This window comes from Longimicrobiaceae bacterium, from assembly GCA_035936415.1.
Taxonomy (GTDB): Bacteria; Gemmatimonadota; Gemmatimonadetes; order Longimicrobiales; family Longimicrobiaceae; genus JAFAYN01.
Map to the genome: position 1 here is coordinate 1 of DASYWD010000297.1, position 15,879 is coordinate 15,879.

Here is a 15,879-nt window from a genome sequence, read left to right on the forward strand (position 1 = left end):
GGGAGATCGCCTCCTTCGGCGGCTTCCTGGGACGCAAGGGCGATGGTGAGCCGGGGGTCAAAAGCCTCTGGATCGGGCTGCGCAGACTCTTCGACTTCACTCTCGCTTTCCAGACCCTCCGAGATGTGGGTAATGCGTAGCAGAATTGGGGGAGGGTGGCGAGCCTAAAGCGAGCCGGGAGGGGGCCGCCCGCCTGGCGCCCCCCGGCACCCCCGGCTAACATTCGAGGGGGCGTCATGCCCCCGAACGCCCCCGACACGACCACCGGCCCGGAGCGACCCGGCCGGTGTCCGGCTATTGGTACCAGAGGAAGGAAAGAACGATGTCCGAGGCTCCACGCGTACGCTTCGCCCCCAGCCCGACCGGCTACCTGCACGTCGGGGGGGCGCGGACGGCGCTCTTCAACTGGCTCTTCGCCCGCGGCACGGGCGGCACCTTCGTCCTGCGCATCGAGGACACCGACCGCGAGCGCTCCAGCGGCGAGATGACGCAGGCCATCCTGGACGGGATGCGCTGGCTGGGGATGGACTGGGACGAGGGGCCGTACCACCAGGCCGACGGCTTCGACCGGCACCGGGCCGACTGTCTCCGGCTCCTGGCCGAGGGGAAGGCGTACCGGTGCTTCTGCAGCGCCGAGGAGCTGAAGGCCCGCCGCGAGGCCGCCGAGGGCCGGCAGGAGGAGTTCCGCTACGACCGCGGCTGCCTGGCGCTGGATCCCGCCGAGGGGGAGCGGCGCGCCGGGGCGGGGGAGGCGTTCACGCTCCGCTTCCGGGTCCCCGAGGGCGTCACGGAGTGGGACGACGTGGTGCACGGCCCCACCCGCTTCCGCAACGAGGACATCGAGGACTTCATCATCCTCCGGTCCGACGGGACCCCCATCTACAACCTGGCGGTGGTCTCCGACGACGTGGAGATGCGCATCACCCACGTCGTCCGCGGCGACGATCACCTCTCCAACACGCCCAAGCAGATCCTGCTCTACCGGGCGCTGGGCGCGGAGGTGCCGGCGTTCGCGCACGTCCCCATGATCCTGGGGCCGGACGGGAAGCGCCTTTCCAAGCGGCACGGCGCCACCGCCGTGGGCGAGTACGCGGGGCAGGGGATCCTCCCCACCGCCATGGTCAACTTCCTCGCGCTCCTGGGCTGGAACCCCGGCGACGACGAGGAGGTGATGCTCCCCGCGGACCTGATCGCCCGCTTCTCGCTGGAGCGCATCAACAAGAAGAGCGCCGTCTTCGATACCGACAAGCTGCTCTGGATGAACGGGCGGCACCTGTCGCTGACCCCCTCCGGGGAGCTGCTCCCGCTGGTCGCGCCGGAGCTGCTGGCGCAGGGGCTCGTGACGGAGCCCGAGCTGGAGGAGCGGCACGACTGGCTGAGCGGGCTCGTCGACCTGCTCAAGACCCGCGTCCGCACCGTGGGGGAGCTGGCGGACCAGCTCCGGGTGTACCTGGCGCCGGAGATCGAGTACGACCCGGAGGCGGCGGCCAAGCACTGGAAGGACGGCCCGGCCGTCGCGGCCCGGCTGGAAGCGGCCCGCGACGCGCTGCAGGCCGCCGGGTCGTGGGCCCCGGAGGCGGTGGAGGCCACCCTGCGCTGGGTGGCCGAGGCGGAGGGGGTGGGCTTCGGCAAGGTCGTCCACCCGCTGCGGCTCGCGCTCACCGGCTCATCCGCCAGCCCGGGGATCGACGCGGTGGTCGTGGCGATGGGAAAAACCCTCGTCGCGCAGAGGCTGGACGCCGCTGTCGCCCGGCTTCGGTACGCTACCGTACACGATGATCGTTGACAACCCGGTACCCTGCACCTAAGTTGCGGCCGGAGAGGGGTTGTGGAGGGAACATCGGGCGGGGCTCCGGGCCGCCGCCGTCGACGGGGGTGGGGCGACGGCACCTTCGGTGTGGCGTACGCTCCCTCCCTTTCTCCGCAGGATCCGAATTCACGCCGGCAACGTCCAGGGGAGGCAGCCATGCCTGAACCATTGAGCAAGATCGAGAAGCGGATCCTGAACTACCTGGTGGACTACCTCCGTCAGCACACCTACCAGCCCAGCATCCGCGAGATCGGGAAGCGCTTCGGGATCAAGTCCACGAAGACCGTTTCCGAGCACCTGCAGGCGCTCGCGGACAAGGGGTACATCGAGCGCGACGCGTCGCGCTCGCGCGGGGTGAAGATCGTGGGGATGAACCTGGCGCCGGACGTTGTCAGCGTTCCCAGCTACGGGAAGATCGCCGCGGGACGCCCGGCGCTGCTGCGCGACAACGTGCGCGAGGAGTTCGAGATCGACCGGAAGCTCGCCGCCTCGGCCGACAGCTTCCTCCTGGAGGTCCGGGGCGACAGCATGGAGGCGATGGGGATCTTCGCGGGCGACCTGGTGCTGGTGGAGCCCGCCGACGAGGGCGAGGTCGAGAACGGCGAGATCGTGGCCGCCCGCGTGGACGGCGACGCCACGGTGAAGCGGTACTTCGCCAGCGAGGGGAAGGTGGTGCTGGAGCCCGCCAACCCCGACTACGCCCCCATCCTGGTGCACGAGCACAACGACTTCACGGTCCTCGGCCGGGTCACGGGGCTGTTCCGGCGCTTTACGCGCGAGCAGACCGAGGCTATCGTGACGGGAGCGCACTGAGCGGCGGCCCGTCCCGCGGAGGGGGACCCCGGCGCGCGTCGCCGGGGTCCCCTTTTTCATTGCGGTGCAGATGACGACGGGCGAGGACGCCATCCGGGAGGAGGACCGGCGCTGGATGCGGCTGGCGCTGGAGGAGGCCGCCGCGGCGGAAGCGCTGGGGGAGGTCCCCGTGGGCGCCGTGGTCGTGCGGGGAGGGGAGGTGGTCGCGCGCGGCCACAACCTGACGCACACGCTCCAGGACCCCAGCGCCCACGCCGAGATGGTGGCCATCCGCGGCGCGGCGCAGGCCACCGGCCACTGGCGCCTCCTGGACTGCACGCTCTACGTGACGCTGGAGCCGTGCGCCATGTGCTCGGGGGCTATCGTCCTCGCCCGGATCCCGCGGCTGGTCTACGGCGCGGCGGACCCCAAGGCGGGGATGTCCGGCTCGCTCGCCAACCTGGTGCAGCACCCGCGGCTCAACCATCGCGTGGAGCTCGTGGCCGGCGTGCTGGAAGAGGAGTGCGGCGACGTGCTGCGCGCCTTCTTCCGGGCGCGGCGGAAGAAGCCGCCGGAGCAGCGGCAGGCCGGGTGAGGCCGCCCGGCGGTTCGTTGACACCCCCCCGCGCGCGTGGCTAAGTTCCCCCACCCACCGAAGCACCGGACCCCGACGCCGAGATCATGCCCGACCCCCAGCGACACAGGTTGATGGACGCGCCTGCCGTGGAGCGGACCCTCGCCCGCATGGCGCGCGAGATCCTGGAGCAGGCCGACGGCACCGAGCGCCTGGCCCTGGTGGGGATCCACCGCCGCGGCGTGCACCTGGCAGAGATGCTCGCCCGCGAGGTCGAGAAGGAGCGCGGCGTGGCCGTCCCCACGGGGTCGCTGGACATCACGCTTTACCGCGACGACCTGATGGCCATCGGGCCGCGCCCCGTGGTGGGGACGACGGCGCTCCCGGAGGGCGGGATCGACGACCGCGTGGTGGTGATCGTGGACGACGTGCTCTACACCGGCCGGACCGTGCGCGCGGCGCTGGACGAGCTGGCCGACTTCGGGCGGCCCCGGCGCACGCTGCTCTGCGTGCTGGTGGACCGCGGCGGGCGCGAGCTCCCCATCCAGCCCGACGTGGTCGGCGAGCGGGTGGACGTCCCTGCCGGCGGGCGGGCGGAGGTGCTGGTCCCCGGCCTCGACGGCGAGCTGGGCGTGGAGGTGACCGGCGGGGAGGCCGCCTGATGGTGCACCCCTCCGGGCCGTACCTGGGGAAGGACCTGCTGGGGCTGGAAGAACTGTCGGCGGAGCAGATCACCGCGATCCTGGACACCGCCGAGCCCTTCAAGGAGATCTCGGAGCGCCCCATCAAGAAGACGCCGGTGCTCCGGGGGAAGACCATCGTCAACGCCTTCTTCGAGAACTCCACCCGCACCCGCATCTCCTTCGAGTTCGCCGAGAAGCGGCTCTCCGCCGACACGGTGAACTTCGCGGCCGGCGGCTCCTCCGTCTCCAAGGGCGAGACGCTGGTGGACACCGCGCGGAACCTGGAGGCCATGCGGATCGACATGGTGGTGATCCGCCACGGCGCCTCCGGCGCGGCCCGTTTCCTGGGCGAGCGGATCGCCTCCAACGTCGTCAACGCCGGTGACGGGCGGCACGAGCACCCCACGCAGGGGCTGCTGGACATCCTCACCCTCCGCGACCACTTCAAGCGCATCGCCGGGCTGAAGGTGTGCATCGTGGGCGACGTGCTGCACTCCCGCGTGGCCCGCTCCAACATCTGGGGCCTGAGGAAGCTGGGCGCGGAGGTGGCGGTGTGCGGCCCGCTCACCCTCCTCCCGCGGGAGGTCGGCGAGATGGGGGTGACGGTGTTCCGGCGCATCGAGGAGGCGATCGAGTGGGCCGACGCCCTCAACGTGCTCCGCCTGCAGCTGGAGCGGATGAAGGCGGGCTTCATCCCCTCGCTCCGCGAGTACAACCGCGTCTTCGGGGTGAGCAGCGCGCGCCTGGCGCAGGCCCCGCGCGACGTGCTCATCCTGCACCCCGGGCCCATGAACCGCGGCGTGGAGATCGACAGCGACGTGGCCGACGGGCCGCACTCCGTGATCCTGCAGCAGGTGACCAACGGGGTCGCCGTCCGCATGGCGGTGCTCTACCTCCTGGCCGGGGGAGCGCCGGAAAAGGCAGAGGCCGCGAAGGGGGGAGCGGAGTGAGGCCGGTGCTGATCCGCGGCGGGCGAGTCGTCGACCCGTCGCAGCGGATGGACGCCACGCTCGACGTGCTCCTGCACGGCGGCGAGGTGGCCGAGCTCGGGGAGCGGCTGGACGCCCCCGAGGGCGCGGAGATCGTGGACGCCTCCGGGCTGGTGGTCTGCCCGGGACTGATCGACGTGCACGTGCACCTCCGCGAGCCGGGGCAGGAGCACAAGGAGACCATCTCCAGCGGCGCGCGCGCCGCAGCGGCGGGCGGGTTCACGGCGGTGGTCGCCATGCCCAACACCGATCCCCCCATCGACAACCCCGCCTCGGTGGGCTTCGTGCTGGCGGAGGGAGTGCGGGTGGGCGCCGCGCGGGTCTACCCCAGCGGCGCCATCACCGTGGGGCAGAACGGGGAGCAGCTCACCGAGGTAGGCGAGCTGATCGACGCCGGGGCGGTCACCATCACCGACGACGGCCGCCCGGTGATGAACGCCGGGATCATGCGGATGGCGCTGGAGTACGCGCAGACCTTCGACCTCCCGGTGGCCGTCCACGCGGAGGACCTGGCGCTTTCGCGCGGGGGCTCCATGAACGAGGGGATCGTCGCCACGCGGCTGGGGCTCACCGGGATCCCGAACGCCGCCGAGGACGTGATGATCGCCCGCGACCTCCTCCTCGCCGAGCTGACCGGCGGGCGGCTGCACGTGCAGCACGTCGCCACCCGGCGCGGGGTGGAGATGATCCGCGAGGCCCGCGCGCGCGGGGTGCGGGTGACGGCCGAGGCCTCGCCGCACCACTTCACCCTCACCGACGCGGCCGTGGCCTCGTACCGCACCGACGCCAAGATGAACCCGCCCCTGCGGAGCGAGGCGGACCGCGACGCGGTGGTGGAGGGGGTGCGCGACGGGACGCTGGACGTGATCGCCACCGACCACGCGCCGCACCATTACGACGAGAAGGAGCAGGCGTTCGAGGACGCCCCCAACGGGATCGTGGGGCTGGAGACGGCGCTCGGCCTGGCGCTCACGGAGCTGGTGGGGAAGGGCGTGATCGACCTCCCCACGCTGGTGGAGCGGATGAGCTGCGCTCCCGCGCGGGCGATGTCGCTCCCGGGCGGCACGCTCCGCCGCGGCGCCGCCGCGGACGTGACCCTCTTCGACCCCGACGCGGAGTGGACGGTGGACCCGGCGCGCTTCCTCTCCATGAGCCGCAACACGCCCTTCCGCGGGTGGAAGCTCCGCGGCAGGGCGGTGCGCACCCTGGTGGGCGGACGCACGGTGTGGACGGGGGAGGCGCCGTGAGCTGGGGCCCGCTCCGTCCGCCCGGCCGCCGCGCCGACCTCCGCACCTTCTGCGGCACCGCCTTCCCCTGGCCGATGGTGGGGGAGCTGGAGGACGGGCGCGAGGTGACCGCCTGCTACCTCGTGCACGACAAGCAGCGCCGGGAGACGCGCGCGGCGAAGCCCTTCCTGCAGCTCACCCTGGGCGACCGGACGGGGACCGTCCCCGCCATGGTCTGGGACGACGCGGACCGGCTGGACGCCCTGTTCGGGGCGGACGACGTGATCGGGGTGCGGGCGAAGGTGGGCACCTACAACGACCGCCTGCAGGTGACGGTGCTCGCCGCGGAGCCGCTGGAGGTGGTGGACGACGACCTGGCGTTCTTCCTCCCCTGCTGCCCGCGCGACCGCGAGGCGCTCGGTCGCGAGGTGGACCGCCTGGTCGCCACGGTGGAGGACCGGCCGCTCCGCGTGCTCCTGGAGCGCTGCCTGGGGAAGCGCACCGCGCTGGGGCGGAGCTTCCGCATGCACCCGGCGGCCAAGCGCAACCACCACGCCTACCTCGGCGGGCTGATGGAGCACTCCCTCTCGGTGGCGCTGGCCTGCGACCGGCTGGCGGCGCACTACATCGGGCAGGGGGCGCGCATCGACCGGGACCTGCTCATCGCCGGGGCGCTCCTGCACGACGTCGGGAAGGTGCGGGAGCTGAGCGCCGCCCGCTCCTTCGGCTACACGGTGGAGGGGCAGCTCCTGGGGCACATCGTCCTGGGGATCCAGATCGTGGGGAGGGAGGCCGAGGCGATCCCCGGCCTCGCCCCCGAGCGGCTCCTCCTGGTGCAGCACCTGATCGCCAGCCACCAGGGGCGCCTGGAGTGGGCGAGCCCCAAGGTCCCGCAGATGGTGGAGGCCCTGGTCCTGCACTACGCGGACGACCTGGATTCCAAGATGAACCCGGCCGTCGCGCTCCTGTCCGGCGCCGGCGAGGGGGAGTTCACCCCCTTCGACCGCCACCTTGAGCGCTCCCTCTTCAACCCCGCCCCGCCGGCCCTGGCGCGCGCTCCCGAGCTGGAGCCCGTCACTCCGGAGGCGGCGGCCGAAGTGCTGATCGACCTTTTCCGCGGCTGACCTCGGCCGCACCCCGCACCCCCCGGAGTACCATGAACACACCCCTCTCCACCGAAGCGCCCACGGCCGTCGAGACGCTCACCGCCCAGCGCAGCCGCCTCCAGGAGTGGCTCGGCCGCCTGGGCGAGGTCGGCAGCGACGTCCCCCCGCACGTGGCCGAGCGCGTGCGCCGCGACTACGAGGACCGGCTCCGCGACGTGACGCAGCAGCTCTCGGAGCACCTCGACGCGCTCACCGGCGAGCTGGACGACCGGCGGACCGAGCTGGACGACGCGGAGGCACGCCGCGCCGGTGCGCAGGACGACCTGCAGGAGGCCCGCCTGCGGCACCTGATCGGGGAGGTGGAGGACGGGGACTGGGAGGCGCGCCGCCCCGAGCTGGAATCCGCCGTCGCCGACGCCGAGGCCGAGGCCGCCCGGGTCCGCGGCGAGGTGGATCGCCTGGAGGCGCTCCTGCGCGACGTGGGCGCCTCGGAAGCCGCCGCCGCTCCGGCCGCCGATGCCGCGCAGGAGGAGCCGGCCGCGGAGGCGGCGCGGGAAGCAGAGCCGGAGCCGTTCGGGGAGCCGGAGTGGGCGCGGGAGGCTCCCGGCCTCCCCCCGCGCGACACCAGCGACGACACGATCCCGGAGTTCACCCCGCATGCGGGGAGCTACGGGGCGAATGGCGGCGGGGCCGCGGAGGGAAGCGCCCACGACGACCTGGACGTGGACCTTTCCTGGCTGGAGGACGTGGAGCAGGTCTCCGCCACGAGCGTGGACCTTTCCCCCGCGGCCGGCGCCGCGCCCGCTGCGGCCGACACCTCGGCGGACGACCTGGCCTTCCTGGCGGAGCTGGACCGCGCCATCGCCCACTCGACCCACCCGGAGCAGGGGGCTGCGCCGGCCGCTTCGTCCTCCGTCGGCGGGACGGACGACCGCACGCTGGACCCGGACCGGGCGGGGATGCTGCTGTGCAAGGAGTGCGGCGCCATCAACGAGCCTCAGCTCTGGTACTGCGAAATCTGCGGCTCGGAGCTGTAGGATCGGCGGCTGAAACGGGCGCAGCTCTGCGTTGCCCTGCGGGCGGCTCCCTGCGACGTACAGGAAGTACGTCTCGGTCGCCGTCCTCGGGCGCCTTGATCTGTACTCCGTTTGAGCCGCCTCCACTCTCCGCGGGGGAAGAACGGCAACGGCAACGGACACGGACTTCTGTAACCCTGAGATGGTGCCGGGGAGGTGGGGGGAGGCTCCGCAGGAGGTGCGTTTGTTTGAGCCCGCGCCGAAACCACGTCTCGCCGAGAGTGCCGGGCGAGTTTACGCACCTCCGGAGGAGCCTCCCCCCGCCGACCCCTCGCAGCAGATCCCGGAGCCGTTCGGCCGGAACGCAGAAAGGCCCCGCGGAGCGTGTTGCTCCGCGGGGCCTTCTTTCCGCAGCTTCGTCGCTTACGCGCCGAGCTTCTGGACGTGGGCCACGAGGCGGGACTTGGTCCGCGCGGCCTTGTTCGGGTGGATCAGGCGCTTGGACGCGGCCCGGTCCAGGAGCGAGATCGCCTCCCTGAGGGCGCTGCCGGCCGTCTCCGCGTTCTCCGCCTTGCGGACGTTGCGGAGCGCGGTGCGAAGCCGCGAGCGGCGGGCCCTGTTACGCTCGGCGCGGATCTCGTTGGTCCGCATCCGCTTCTCGGCGGACTTGACGTTCGGCAAACTGACCTCCGGAAGATTCGTTGCTGGGGTGATTCGCTGTAACCGCTAGAAACAGGAAAGCGCAAAGATACCGAAAGGGGCGGAGCCTGTCAAGCACGGGGACCCGCCATTTTGACAACCGGGGGGCGGCGGCGCTAGCTTCCGCGCCATGGAACAACTCCTCATCGCACTTCCCATCCTGATCTTCTCCGTGGTGGTCCACGAGGTCGCGCACGCCTGGGTGGCGCGCCGCGAGGGCGACAACACCGCCTTCATGCTGGGGCGCATCACCCTCAACCCGCTTCCGCACCTGGACCCGCTGGGGAGCGTCCTCCTCCCGGGGATCATGGCGATCATGGGGGGGCCGGTCCTGGGGTGGGCCAAGCCGGTCCCGGTGAACCCGCGCAACTTCCGCAACTACAAGCGCGGCGACATCCTGGTGTCGCTCGCCGGCGTCGCCGCCAACCTGCTGCTGGCGGTGCTCTTCACCCTGCTGCTGGCCGCCACCCTGGCGGCGGCGCGGGCGTTCCCGGAGATGGTGGCGACCTGGGGGATCCTGGTCAACATGTTCCGGATGGGGATCTTCATCAACTTCCTGTTGATGCTCTTCAACCTGATCCCCATTCCGCCGCTGGACGGCTCGCACGTCATGGTGTACCTCCTTCCGGTGCGCCTGGCGATGCGCTACCGCGAGCTGGGGCGCTACGGGATGCTGATCCTCTTCGCTCTCCTCTTCCTGGGCGGCTTCACCTTCCTCGTCGCTCCGGTGGGCTTTCTCACCGGCACCGCCCTGGCCGCGGCACAGGCGCTCGCAGGCGTCGCCTGACCGTGCAGCAGCCCGCGCTCGAGCAGCGGCCGGAGCCGGACCTGTTCCAGGTCGACATCGAGCGCTTCCAGGGCCCGCTGGACCTGCTCCTCCACCTGATCCGCAACCAGGACGTCGACATCTTCGACATCCCCATCGCGCGGATCACGGCGCAGTTCCTGGCCGCCATCCAGGAGGTGGACTGGCTGGAGCTGGAGCGGGCGGGGGAGTTCCTGGAGATGGCCTCGATCCTGGTGCGGATCAAGGCGCAGATGCTCTTCCCGCGCCGCACGGAGGACGGAGAGGAGGAGGACCCGCGCGCCGAGCTGGTGCGCCGCCTGCTGGAGTACGAGCACTTCCGGGAGGCGGCGGGGCTCCTGGTGGGAGCGGAGCGGGAGCGCGCGCGGATGTGGTCGCGCGGCTACGTGGAGGTGCGCCCGGCGGCGCCGGCCGCCTCGGTCCCGCTGGAGACGGAGTGGGAGGAGGTGTGGAGCGCCGCGCTCCGCCTGGCCGCGCGCGCGGCCGAGCCGGAGACGGTGTACCGCTTCGGGGGGCGCCCCGTGCGGATGGACGAGAAGATCGAGCTGGTGCTCGCCGCGCTGCAGCAGTCGCGCCGGGTGGAGTTCGCGACGCTGGTGGCCCCGTGGGGGACGCGGATGCACGCCGTGGTGTCGCTGCTGGCCTGCCTGGAGCTGGCGAAGCGGAGCCAGTTGCTGGTCCGCCAGGCCTCGCCCTTCGCCCCGCTCTGGCTGTACCGGCGGCGGCGCGAGGAGGGGTGATGCGCCCCAGCCGGGTGGTGGAGGCCATCCTCTTCGCCAGCCAGACGCCGCTCAGCGCGGCGGAGCTGGCGCGGGGCGGCGAGGACTTCGACGAGGACGCGGTGGAGGCGGCGCTCGCCGAGCTGCGCGCGGAGTACGAACGCGAGGGGCGGGCCTTCGGCGTCTTCGAGGTGGCGGGCGGCTGGCAGCTCCTCACGCGGCCGGAGTACGCCCCCGTGCTGGAGCGCTTCGACAGCGTCCCCGCCAACGCCCGCCTCTCGTCGCCCGCGCTGGAGACGCTGGCCATCGTCGCGTACCGGCAGCCGGTGGGGCGCGCGGAGATCGAGGAGATCCGCGGCGTGGGCGCGGGCGGGGTGCTCAAGACGCTCCAGGAGCGCGAGCTGGTGGAGGTGGTGGGGCGGGGCGAGGGGTTGGGGCGCCCGCTCCTGTACGGGACCACGCGCCGCTTCCTGGAGCACTTCGGCTTCCGGTCGGTGGAGGACCTCCCCCGTCCGGAGGAGCTGCCGGTGGTGCTGTCGCGGAGAAACGAGGAGACGAGAGCGGATGGCGCGTAGACAGGGCCGGCCGACCGCGGAGGGGGAGCCCCTCCGCCTGCAGGTGTTCATCGCGCGCTCGGGGATCGCCTCGCGCCGCGGCGCCGAGGAGCTGATCGCCGAGGGCCGCGTCTGGGTGAACGGCGAGAGCGTCACCGCGCCGGGGACCAAGGTGATCCCCGGGGTGGACCGCGTGGAGGTGGACGGCGAGCCGATCTCCGCCGCCACGGAGACGCTCTGGGTGGCGCTGCACAAGCCCAAGGGGTACGTGACGACGCGCCACGACCCGTACGGCCGCAAGACGATCTACGAGCTCCTCCCGCCCAAGCTGCACCACCTCTTCCACGTGGGGCGGCTGGACCGCGACAGCGAGGGCATCCTCCTCCTCACCAACGACGGCCCCGCCGCCAACCGCTTCCTGCACCCGCGCTTCGGCGTCACCAAGGAGTACCTGGTGGACGTGGACGGCCGCCCCTCGTCCGAGGAGCTGCGCCGCCTCACGGCCGGGGTGGAGCTGGAGGACGGCGTCGCACGCGCGGAGTCGGTGGACCGCCTGCACCAGGTGGACGTGGACGTGTGGCGGATCCGGGTGGTGCTCCGGGAGGGGAAGAAGCGCGAGGTGCGCCGCATGATGGACGCGGTAGGGCACCCCGTCCGCCGGCTGATCCGGCGCCGCTTCGGCCCCGTGGAGCTCGGCGAGCTCCCCTCCGGGAAGTGGCGCGTGGTCGCCCCCGCCGAGCTGAGCTCCCTCCTCGGCCCGCGCAGCGGCTCCTGAGCCACAGGCAATCCAACAAACCCAACGTTCCCCTACATGGAAATCCGAGGCTCGCGCATCCTTCTGCTGGGTGGTTCCGGGCTCGTCGGGATGGCGCTGGCGCGCCAGCTCCTCCCGCTGAAGCCCTCGCTGGTGGTCATCTCCGGCCTGACGCAGGCGGAGGCGGAGTCCGCGGTCGAGGAGCTGCGAGCCGACCCGGACGCCGAGGGGGTGGAGCTGGCGGCGGAGTGGGGCGACATCTTCCTGTCGCACGACCTGAAGGACCGGCGCCGCCGCGAGATCGTGGCGGACCCCGAGGCGCGGGGGCGGATCCTGGACGACCTGCTGGGGCCGCTCTCGGACGAGCTGATCGAGCGCTCCGCGCTGGGGCGGATCATCGGGCGGCACCGCCCGGAGGCGATCGTGGACACCATCAACACCGCGACCGCCTTCGCCTACCAGAACGCCTTCGACAGCGCCGCGGCGCTGCGGGAGAAGGCGCGGGCCGGGCGGGCGGACCTGGACTCGGTGGAGACGCACCTGGCCACCATGTACCTCCCGCAGCTGATCCGGCACGTGCAGCTCGCGCTGGAGGTGATGAAGCGGGCGCAGACCCGCGTCTACGTGAAGGTGGGGACGGCCGGGACGGGGGGGATGGGGCTCAACATTCCCTTCACCCACTCGGAGGAGCGCCCCTCGCGGATGCTCCTGGCGAAGTCGTCGATCGCCGGAGCGCACACGCTCCTCCTCTACCTGATGGCCCGCACGCCGGGCGCCCCCACGGTGAAGGAGATCAAGCCGACGGCGGCGATCTCCTGGAAGAAGATCGGCTTCGGCGAGGTACAGCGAGCCGGCCGCACGATCCCGCGCGTGGACGCCACGGCTCCGGTGGCGGTCCACGACCTGGTGGAGGGCCGGTCCGCGGAGGGGAGCTGGCGCGACACCGGGGAGCCGCTCACCGGCGTGTACGTGGACTCGGGAGAAAACGGGCTCTTCTCCCCGCCGGAGTTCGAGACGCTGACGGCGCTGGGGCTGATGGAGTTCATCACCCCGGAGGAGATCGCGCAGGACGTGGTCCGCGAGATCCGCGGCTCGCCCACCGGGCACGACGTGGTGGCGGCGCTGGACGCGGCCACTTCCGGGCCCACCTACCGTGCCGGGGTCCTGCGCCAGTCGGCCATGGCGCGCATGGAGGAGCTGCAGGAGGCGCACGAGGTGGAGAGCGTGGCGTACGAGATGCTCGGCCCGCCTCGCCTCTCCAAGCTCCTCTTCGAGGCGGCGATCCTGGGACGCCTCACCGGCGGCGCGCTGGACGCCGCGGCGATGCTCGACCCGGAGCTGGCGGCCGAGCGCGCCGAGGCGCTGGTCACGGGCGACGCGGAGCTGCGCACCGCTATCCTCTCCATCGGGCTCCCGGTGCTCCTCCGCGACGGGGAGCGCGTCCTCCGGGGCGCGGAGGTGAAGGCCGCGCCGGAGCCCGGCGAGCCGTGGGAGAAGGCGGTGGAGAACGGGTGGGTGGACCTGCGCCCCACGAGCTGGGCACGCTGGCGGGACCGCGCGGCCGCGATCTGCCGCAAGATGGACGGGCGCGGCGACGCGGCCGTGGGCTCCCGCTGGGACGTGGAGCCCTGGGAGCGCACGCGCCGCATCCGCCCCGGGGCGCTGGCCGCCTGGGTGTTCCGCCACGAGGACCGCGGCGAGCGCATCAAGCGCTGACCGCGCGGCGAGCCTGTCACCTGAACCGACGCCCGATGGCTTCCGACGCCCCCCGCCTCCCCGAGACCGCCGCCGTCCCCGACTTCACCTCGCGCATCATCGCCGAGGTGCACCGCCGGGTGGTGGGGCAGGAGTACATGATCGAGCGCCTCCTGATCGGGCTGCTGACCGGGGGGCACGTGCTCTTCGAGGGGCTTCCCGGGCTGGCGAAGACGCTCACCGTGCGAACCCTGGCGGAGGCGGTGGACGCCACCTTCCAGCGGGTCCAGTTCACGCCGGACCTCCTCCCCGCCGACGTGGTGGGGACCACCATCTACGACGTCCGCACGGGGGAGTTCACCCCGCACCGGGGGCCGGTCTTCGCCAACATCGTGCTGGCGGACGAGATCAACCGCGCCCCGGCCAAGGTGCAGGCGGCGCTGCTGGAGGCCATGCAGGAGCGCCAGGTGACCATCGGCGGGACCACCTACCCGCTCCCCCAGCCCTTCCTGGTGCTGGCGACGCAGAACCCCATCGAGCAGGTGGGCACCTACCCGCTCCCGGAGGCGCAGGTCGACCGCTTCATGCTCAAGGTGCGGATCGGCTACCCCACGCGCGAGGAGGAGCGCGAGATCCTGCGGCGGATGTCGGGCGGGGAGGAGATCCGGGTGCGGCCGGTGGTGCACACCCACGAGATCCTCGCCGCGCGCAGGGCGATCGCGGGGCTGTACCTGGACGACACGGTGGGCGACTACATCCTGGACCTGGTGGCCGCCACGCGCGAGCCGCGGCGCTTCGGGCTGGGGGAGCTGGAGCCGCTGATCGAGTTCGGGGCCTCGCCGCGCGCCACCATCGCCCTCGCGACCTGCTCGCGGGCATACGCCTTCCTGCGCGGGCGGGGGTACGTGACCCCGGACGACGTGAAGGCGATCGGCGCGGACGTGCTGCGGCACCGGGTGATCACCACCTACGAGGCCGAGGCGGAGGAGGTCACGCCCGACGACATCGTGCGGCGGGTGTTCGAGGCGGTGCGGGTGCCGTAAGGCCGGGGCTCGGCGGGTGGGACCGACAGGAGGGAGACGGCCGGGTGCGGCTGGCTCCCTCCGTGCGTTGGGGCCGTGGCTGTGTCGCGCGGGCGGTCGGGGGCGGGGGTAGTCTCCGGAAAAAGCCAAACTCGCTACGCTCGGACACAAGGCTTTTTCCTCCGACCACCCCCACCCCCTCGCTGCGACCCTCTTCGCGACGGTGCCGAACTGCAGCCGCCGTGCTCCCCTCTCCCGCTTGTGGGGGAGGGGCCGGGGGAGGGGGCTCCGCCGCCGACTCGCCCCGTTGCAGACCTGACAGGAAGCCCTCCCCCGCATGCGCGGGAGGGTGGCGAGCCTAAAGCGAGCCGGGTGGGGGCCCCCGGGGCCCACCGGTACGGCTCCTGCCATGCAGCGGGAGGATGACCAGCGAACGCGGACCGATGAACGACGTCTCCGGACACCACGAGCCCGTCCCGCGCGAGGTGCTGCGCCAGGTGCGGCGCATCGAGCTGCGCACGCGCGGGGCGGTGGACTCGCGCTTCAGCGGCGAGTACCAGTCCGTGTTCAAGGGGCAGGGGCTGGAGTTCGTGGAGGTGCGCGAGTACCTGCCGGGCGACGACGTGCGCACCATCGACTGGAACGTGTCGGCGCGCACCGGGAAGCCGCACGTGAAGCGCTACGTGGAGGAGCGCGAGCTGACGCTCCTGCTGGTGGTGGACCTCTCGGCCTCCATGCGCTTCGGGACGGTGGAGCGCTTCAAGTCGGAGACGGTGGCGGAGGTGGCGGCGGTGCTCGCCATGTCCGCTTCCCGCAACAACGACCGCGTGGGACTGCTGGCCTTCACCGACCGGGTGGAGCTCTTCCTGCCGCCGCGGAAGGGGCGCCGCCACGTGCTGCGCCTGATCCGCGAGCTGCTGGCGTGCGAGCCGGCGGGGCGGGGGAGCGCGGCGCCGGAGGCGCTGGAGTACGCCATGCGTGTGCTCCGCTCCCGCTCCATCGTCTTCCTCTTCTCGGACTTCCGCTTCGAGGGCGGGTGGGAGCCGTTCGAGCGGGCGGTCCGCACGACGGCCCGGCGGCACGACACGGTGGCGGTGCGCCTGGTGGACCACCGCGAGGAGGTGCTCCCGGACATGGGCCTCCTCCGCGTGGCCGACCCGGAGACGGGGGAGGTGCTCCTCCTGGACACGGCGAAGCGGGAGGTGCGCGAGGCGTACGCGCGCGCCGCCGCCGAGGAGCGCGACCGGGGGCGGCGGCTCTTCCGGCGGATCGCGGTGGACGAGATCGAGCTGCACACCGGGGAGCGGTACGCGCCCGCGCTCCTCGGCTTCTTCCAGCGGCGGGAGACCCGCCTCCGCCGGTGAGGGCGGCTCCGCGCGGGTTCGGGGCGGTGCGCCTGCGCCGCGCGGCCGGAGCCGCGCTGCTGGTCGGGAGC

Annotated in this window: 17 protein-coding genes; 16 read left to right on the forward strand and 1 reads right to left on the reverse strand. The window is 72.6% G+C overall.

What is annotated here, in order from left to right:
- The 9 genes from VGR37_12015 to VGR37_12055 form a co-directional block, all read left to right on the forward strand.
- A partial coding sequence (locus tag VGR37_12015; GenBank protein ID HEV2148120.1) for an IS4 family transposase occupies positions 1-140 on the forward strand: 140 nt, incomplete at its 5' end.
- A gap of 182 nt (positions 141-322) precedes the next feature.
- Positions 323-1,786, forward strand: coding sequence for a glutamate--tRNA ligase (gene gltX, locus VGR37_12020; GenBank protein ID HEV2148121.1), 1,464 nt, complete (start codon positions 323-325; stop codon positions 1,784-1,786).
- Positions 1,787-1,966: 180 nt separating this feature from the next.
- Positions 1,967-2,623, forward strand: coding sequence for a transcriptional repressor LexA (gene lexA / locus VGR37_12025; protein ID HEV2148122.1), 657 nt, complete (start codon positions 1,967-1,969; stop codon positions 2,621-2,623).
- A 70-nt stretch (positions 2,624-2,693) separates the two neighbouring features.
- The gene (tadA, locus tag VGR37_12030; GenBank protein HEV2148123.1) at positions 2,694-3,197 is read left to right on the forward strand and encodes a tRNA adenosine(34) deaminase TadA; all 504 of its coding nucleotides are present in this window, start codon (positions 2,694-2,696) and stop codon (positions 3,195-3,197) included.
- Positions 3,198-3,283: 86 nt separating this feature from the next.
- A complete protein-coding gene (gene pyrR, locus VGR37_12035) occupies positions 3,284-3,838 on the forward strand; it encodes a bifunctional pyr operon transcriptional regulator/uracil phosphoribosyltransferase PyrR (GenBank protein ID HEV2148124.1) in 555 nt (184 codons plus the stop codon).
- Positions 3,838-4,809 (forward strand): aspartate carbamoyltransferase catalytic subunit, encoded by a 972-nt coding sequence (locus tag VGR37_12040; protein HEV2148125.1) that lies wholly within the window; start codon positions 3,838-3,840, stop codon positions 4,807-4,809. The genes pyrR and VGR37_12040 overlap by 1 nt, the downstream gene beginning before the upstream one ends.
- Positions 4,806-6,095: a dihydroorotase gene (locus VGR37_12045; GenBank protein HEV2148126.1), complete on the forward strand. Its 1,290-nt coding sequence runs from the start codon at positions 4,806-4,808 to the stop codon at positions 6,093-6,095. The genes VGR37_12040 and VGR37_12045 overlap by 4 nt, the downstream gene beginning before the upstream one ends.
- Positions 6,092-7,198: an HD domain-containing protein gene (locus VGR37_12050; GenBank protein HEV2148127.1), complete on the forward strand. Its 1,107-nt coding sequence runs from the start codon at positions 6,092-6,094 to the stop codon at positions 7,196-7,198. Before VGR37_12045 ends, VGR37_12050 begins: the two co-directional genes overlap by 4 nt.
- A gap of 32 nt (positions 7,199-7,230) precedes the next feature.
- Positions 7,231-8,217: a Ran-binding zinc finger domain-containing protein gene (locus VGR37_12055; GenBank protein ID HEV2148128.1), complete on the forward strand. Its 987-nt coding sequence runs from the start codon at positions 7,231-7,233 to the stop codon at positions 8,215-8,217.
- Positions 8,218-8,619: 402 nt separating this feature from the next.
- Here VGR37_12055 and rpsT read toward each other — a convergent pair whose 3' ends face one another.
- On the reverse strand, positions 8,620-8,877 hold the full coding sequence (rpsT, locus tag VGR37_12060; GenBank protein HEV2148129.1) for a 30S ribosomal protein S20: 258 nt from the start codon (positions 8,875-8,877) through the stop codon (positions 8,620-8,622).
- Between the two features lie 148 nt (positions 8,878-9,025).
- Between rpsT and VGR37_12065 the strand changes: the two genes are divergently transcribed.
- From VGR37_12065 to VGR37_12095, 7 genes are all read left to right on the forward strand, one after another.
- Positions 9,026-9,682, forward strand: a complete 657-nt coding sequence (locus VGR37_12065; GenBank protein HEV2148130.1) for a site-2 protease family protein — start codon at positions 9,026-9,028, stop codon at positions 9,680-9,682.
- Between the two features lie 2 nt (positions 9,683-9,684).
- Positions 9,685-10,440 (forward strand): ScpA family protein, encoded by a 756-nt coding sequence (locus VGR37_12070; protein ID HEV2148131.1) that lies wholly within the window; start codon positions 9,685-9,687, stop codon positions 10,438-10,440.
- The gene (gene scpB, locus VGR37_12075) at positions 10,440-10,994 is read left to right on the forward strand and encodes an SMC-Scp complex subunit ScpB (GenBank protein ID HEV2148132.1); all 555 of its coding nucleotides are present in this window, start codon (positions 10,440-10,442) and stop codon (positions 10,992-10,994) included. Before VGR37_12070 ends, scpB begins: the two co-directional genes overlap by 1 nt.
- Positions 10,984-11,748, forward strand: coding sequence for a pseudouridine synthase (locus VGR37_12080; protein HEV2148133.1), 765 nt, complete (start codon positions 10,984-10,986; stop codon positions 11,746-11,748). The genes scpB and VGR37_12080 overlap by 11 nt, the downstream gene beginning before the upstream one ends.
- A gap of 36 nt (positions 11,749-11,784) precedes the next feature.
- The gene (locus VGR37_12085) at positions 11,785-13,443 is read left to right on the forward strand and encodes a hypothetical protein (GenBank protein ID HEV2148134.1); all 1,659 of its coding nucleotides are present in this window, start codon (positions 11,785-11,787) and stop codon (positions 13,441-13,443) included.
- Positions 13,444-13,478: 35 nt separating this feature from the next.
- Positions 13,479-14,465, forward strand: a complete 987-nt coding sequence (locus VGR37_12090; protein ID HEV2148135.1) for a MoxR family ATPase — start codon at positions 13,479-13,481, stop codon at positions 14,463-14,465.
- Positions 14,466-14,866: 401 nt separating this feature from the next.
- Positions 14,867-15,808 (forward strand): DUF58 domain-containing protein, encoded by a 942-nt coding sequence (locus VGR37_12095; GenBank protein HEV2148136.1) that lies wholly within the window; start codon positions 14,867-14,869, stop codon positions 15,806-15,808.
- Positions 15,809-15,879 lie beyond the last annotated feature (71 nt).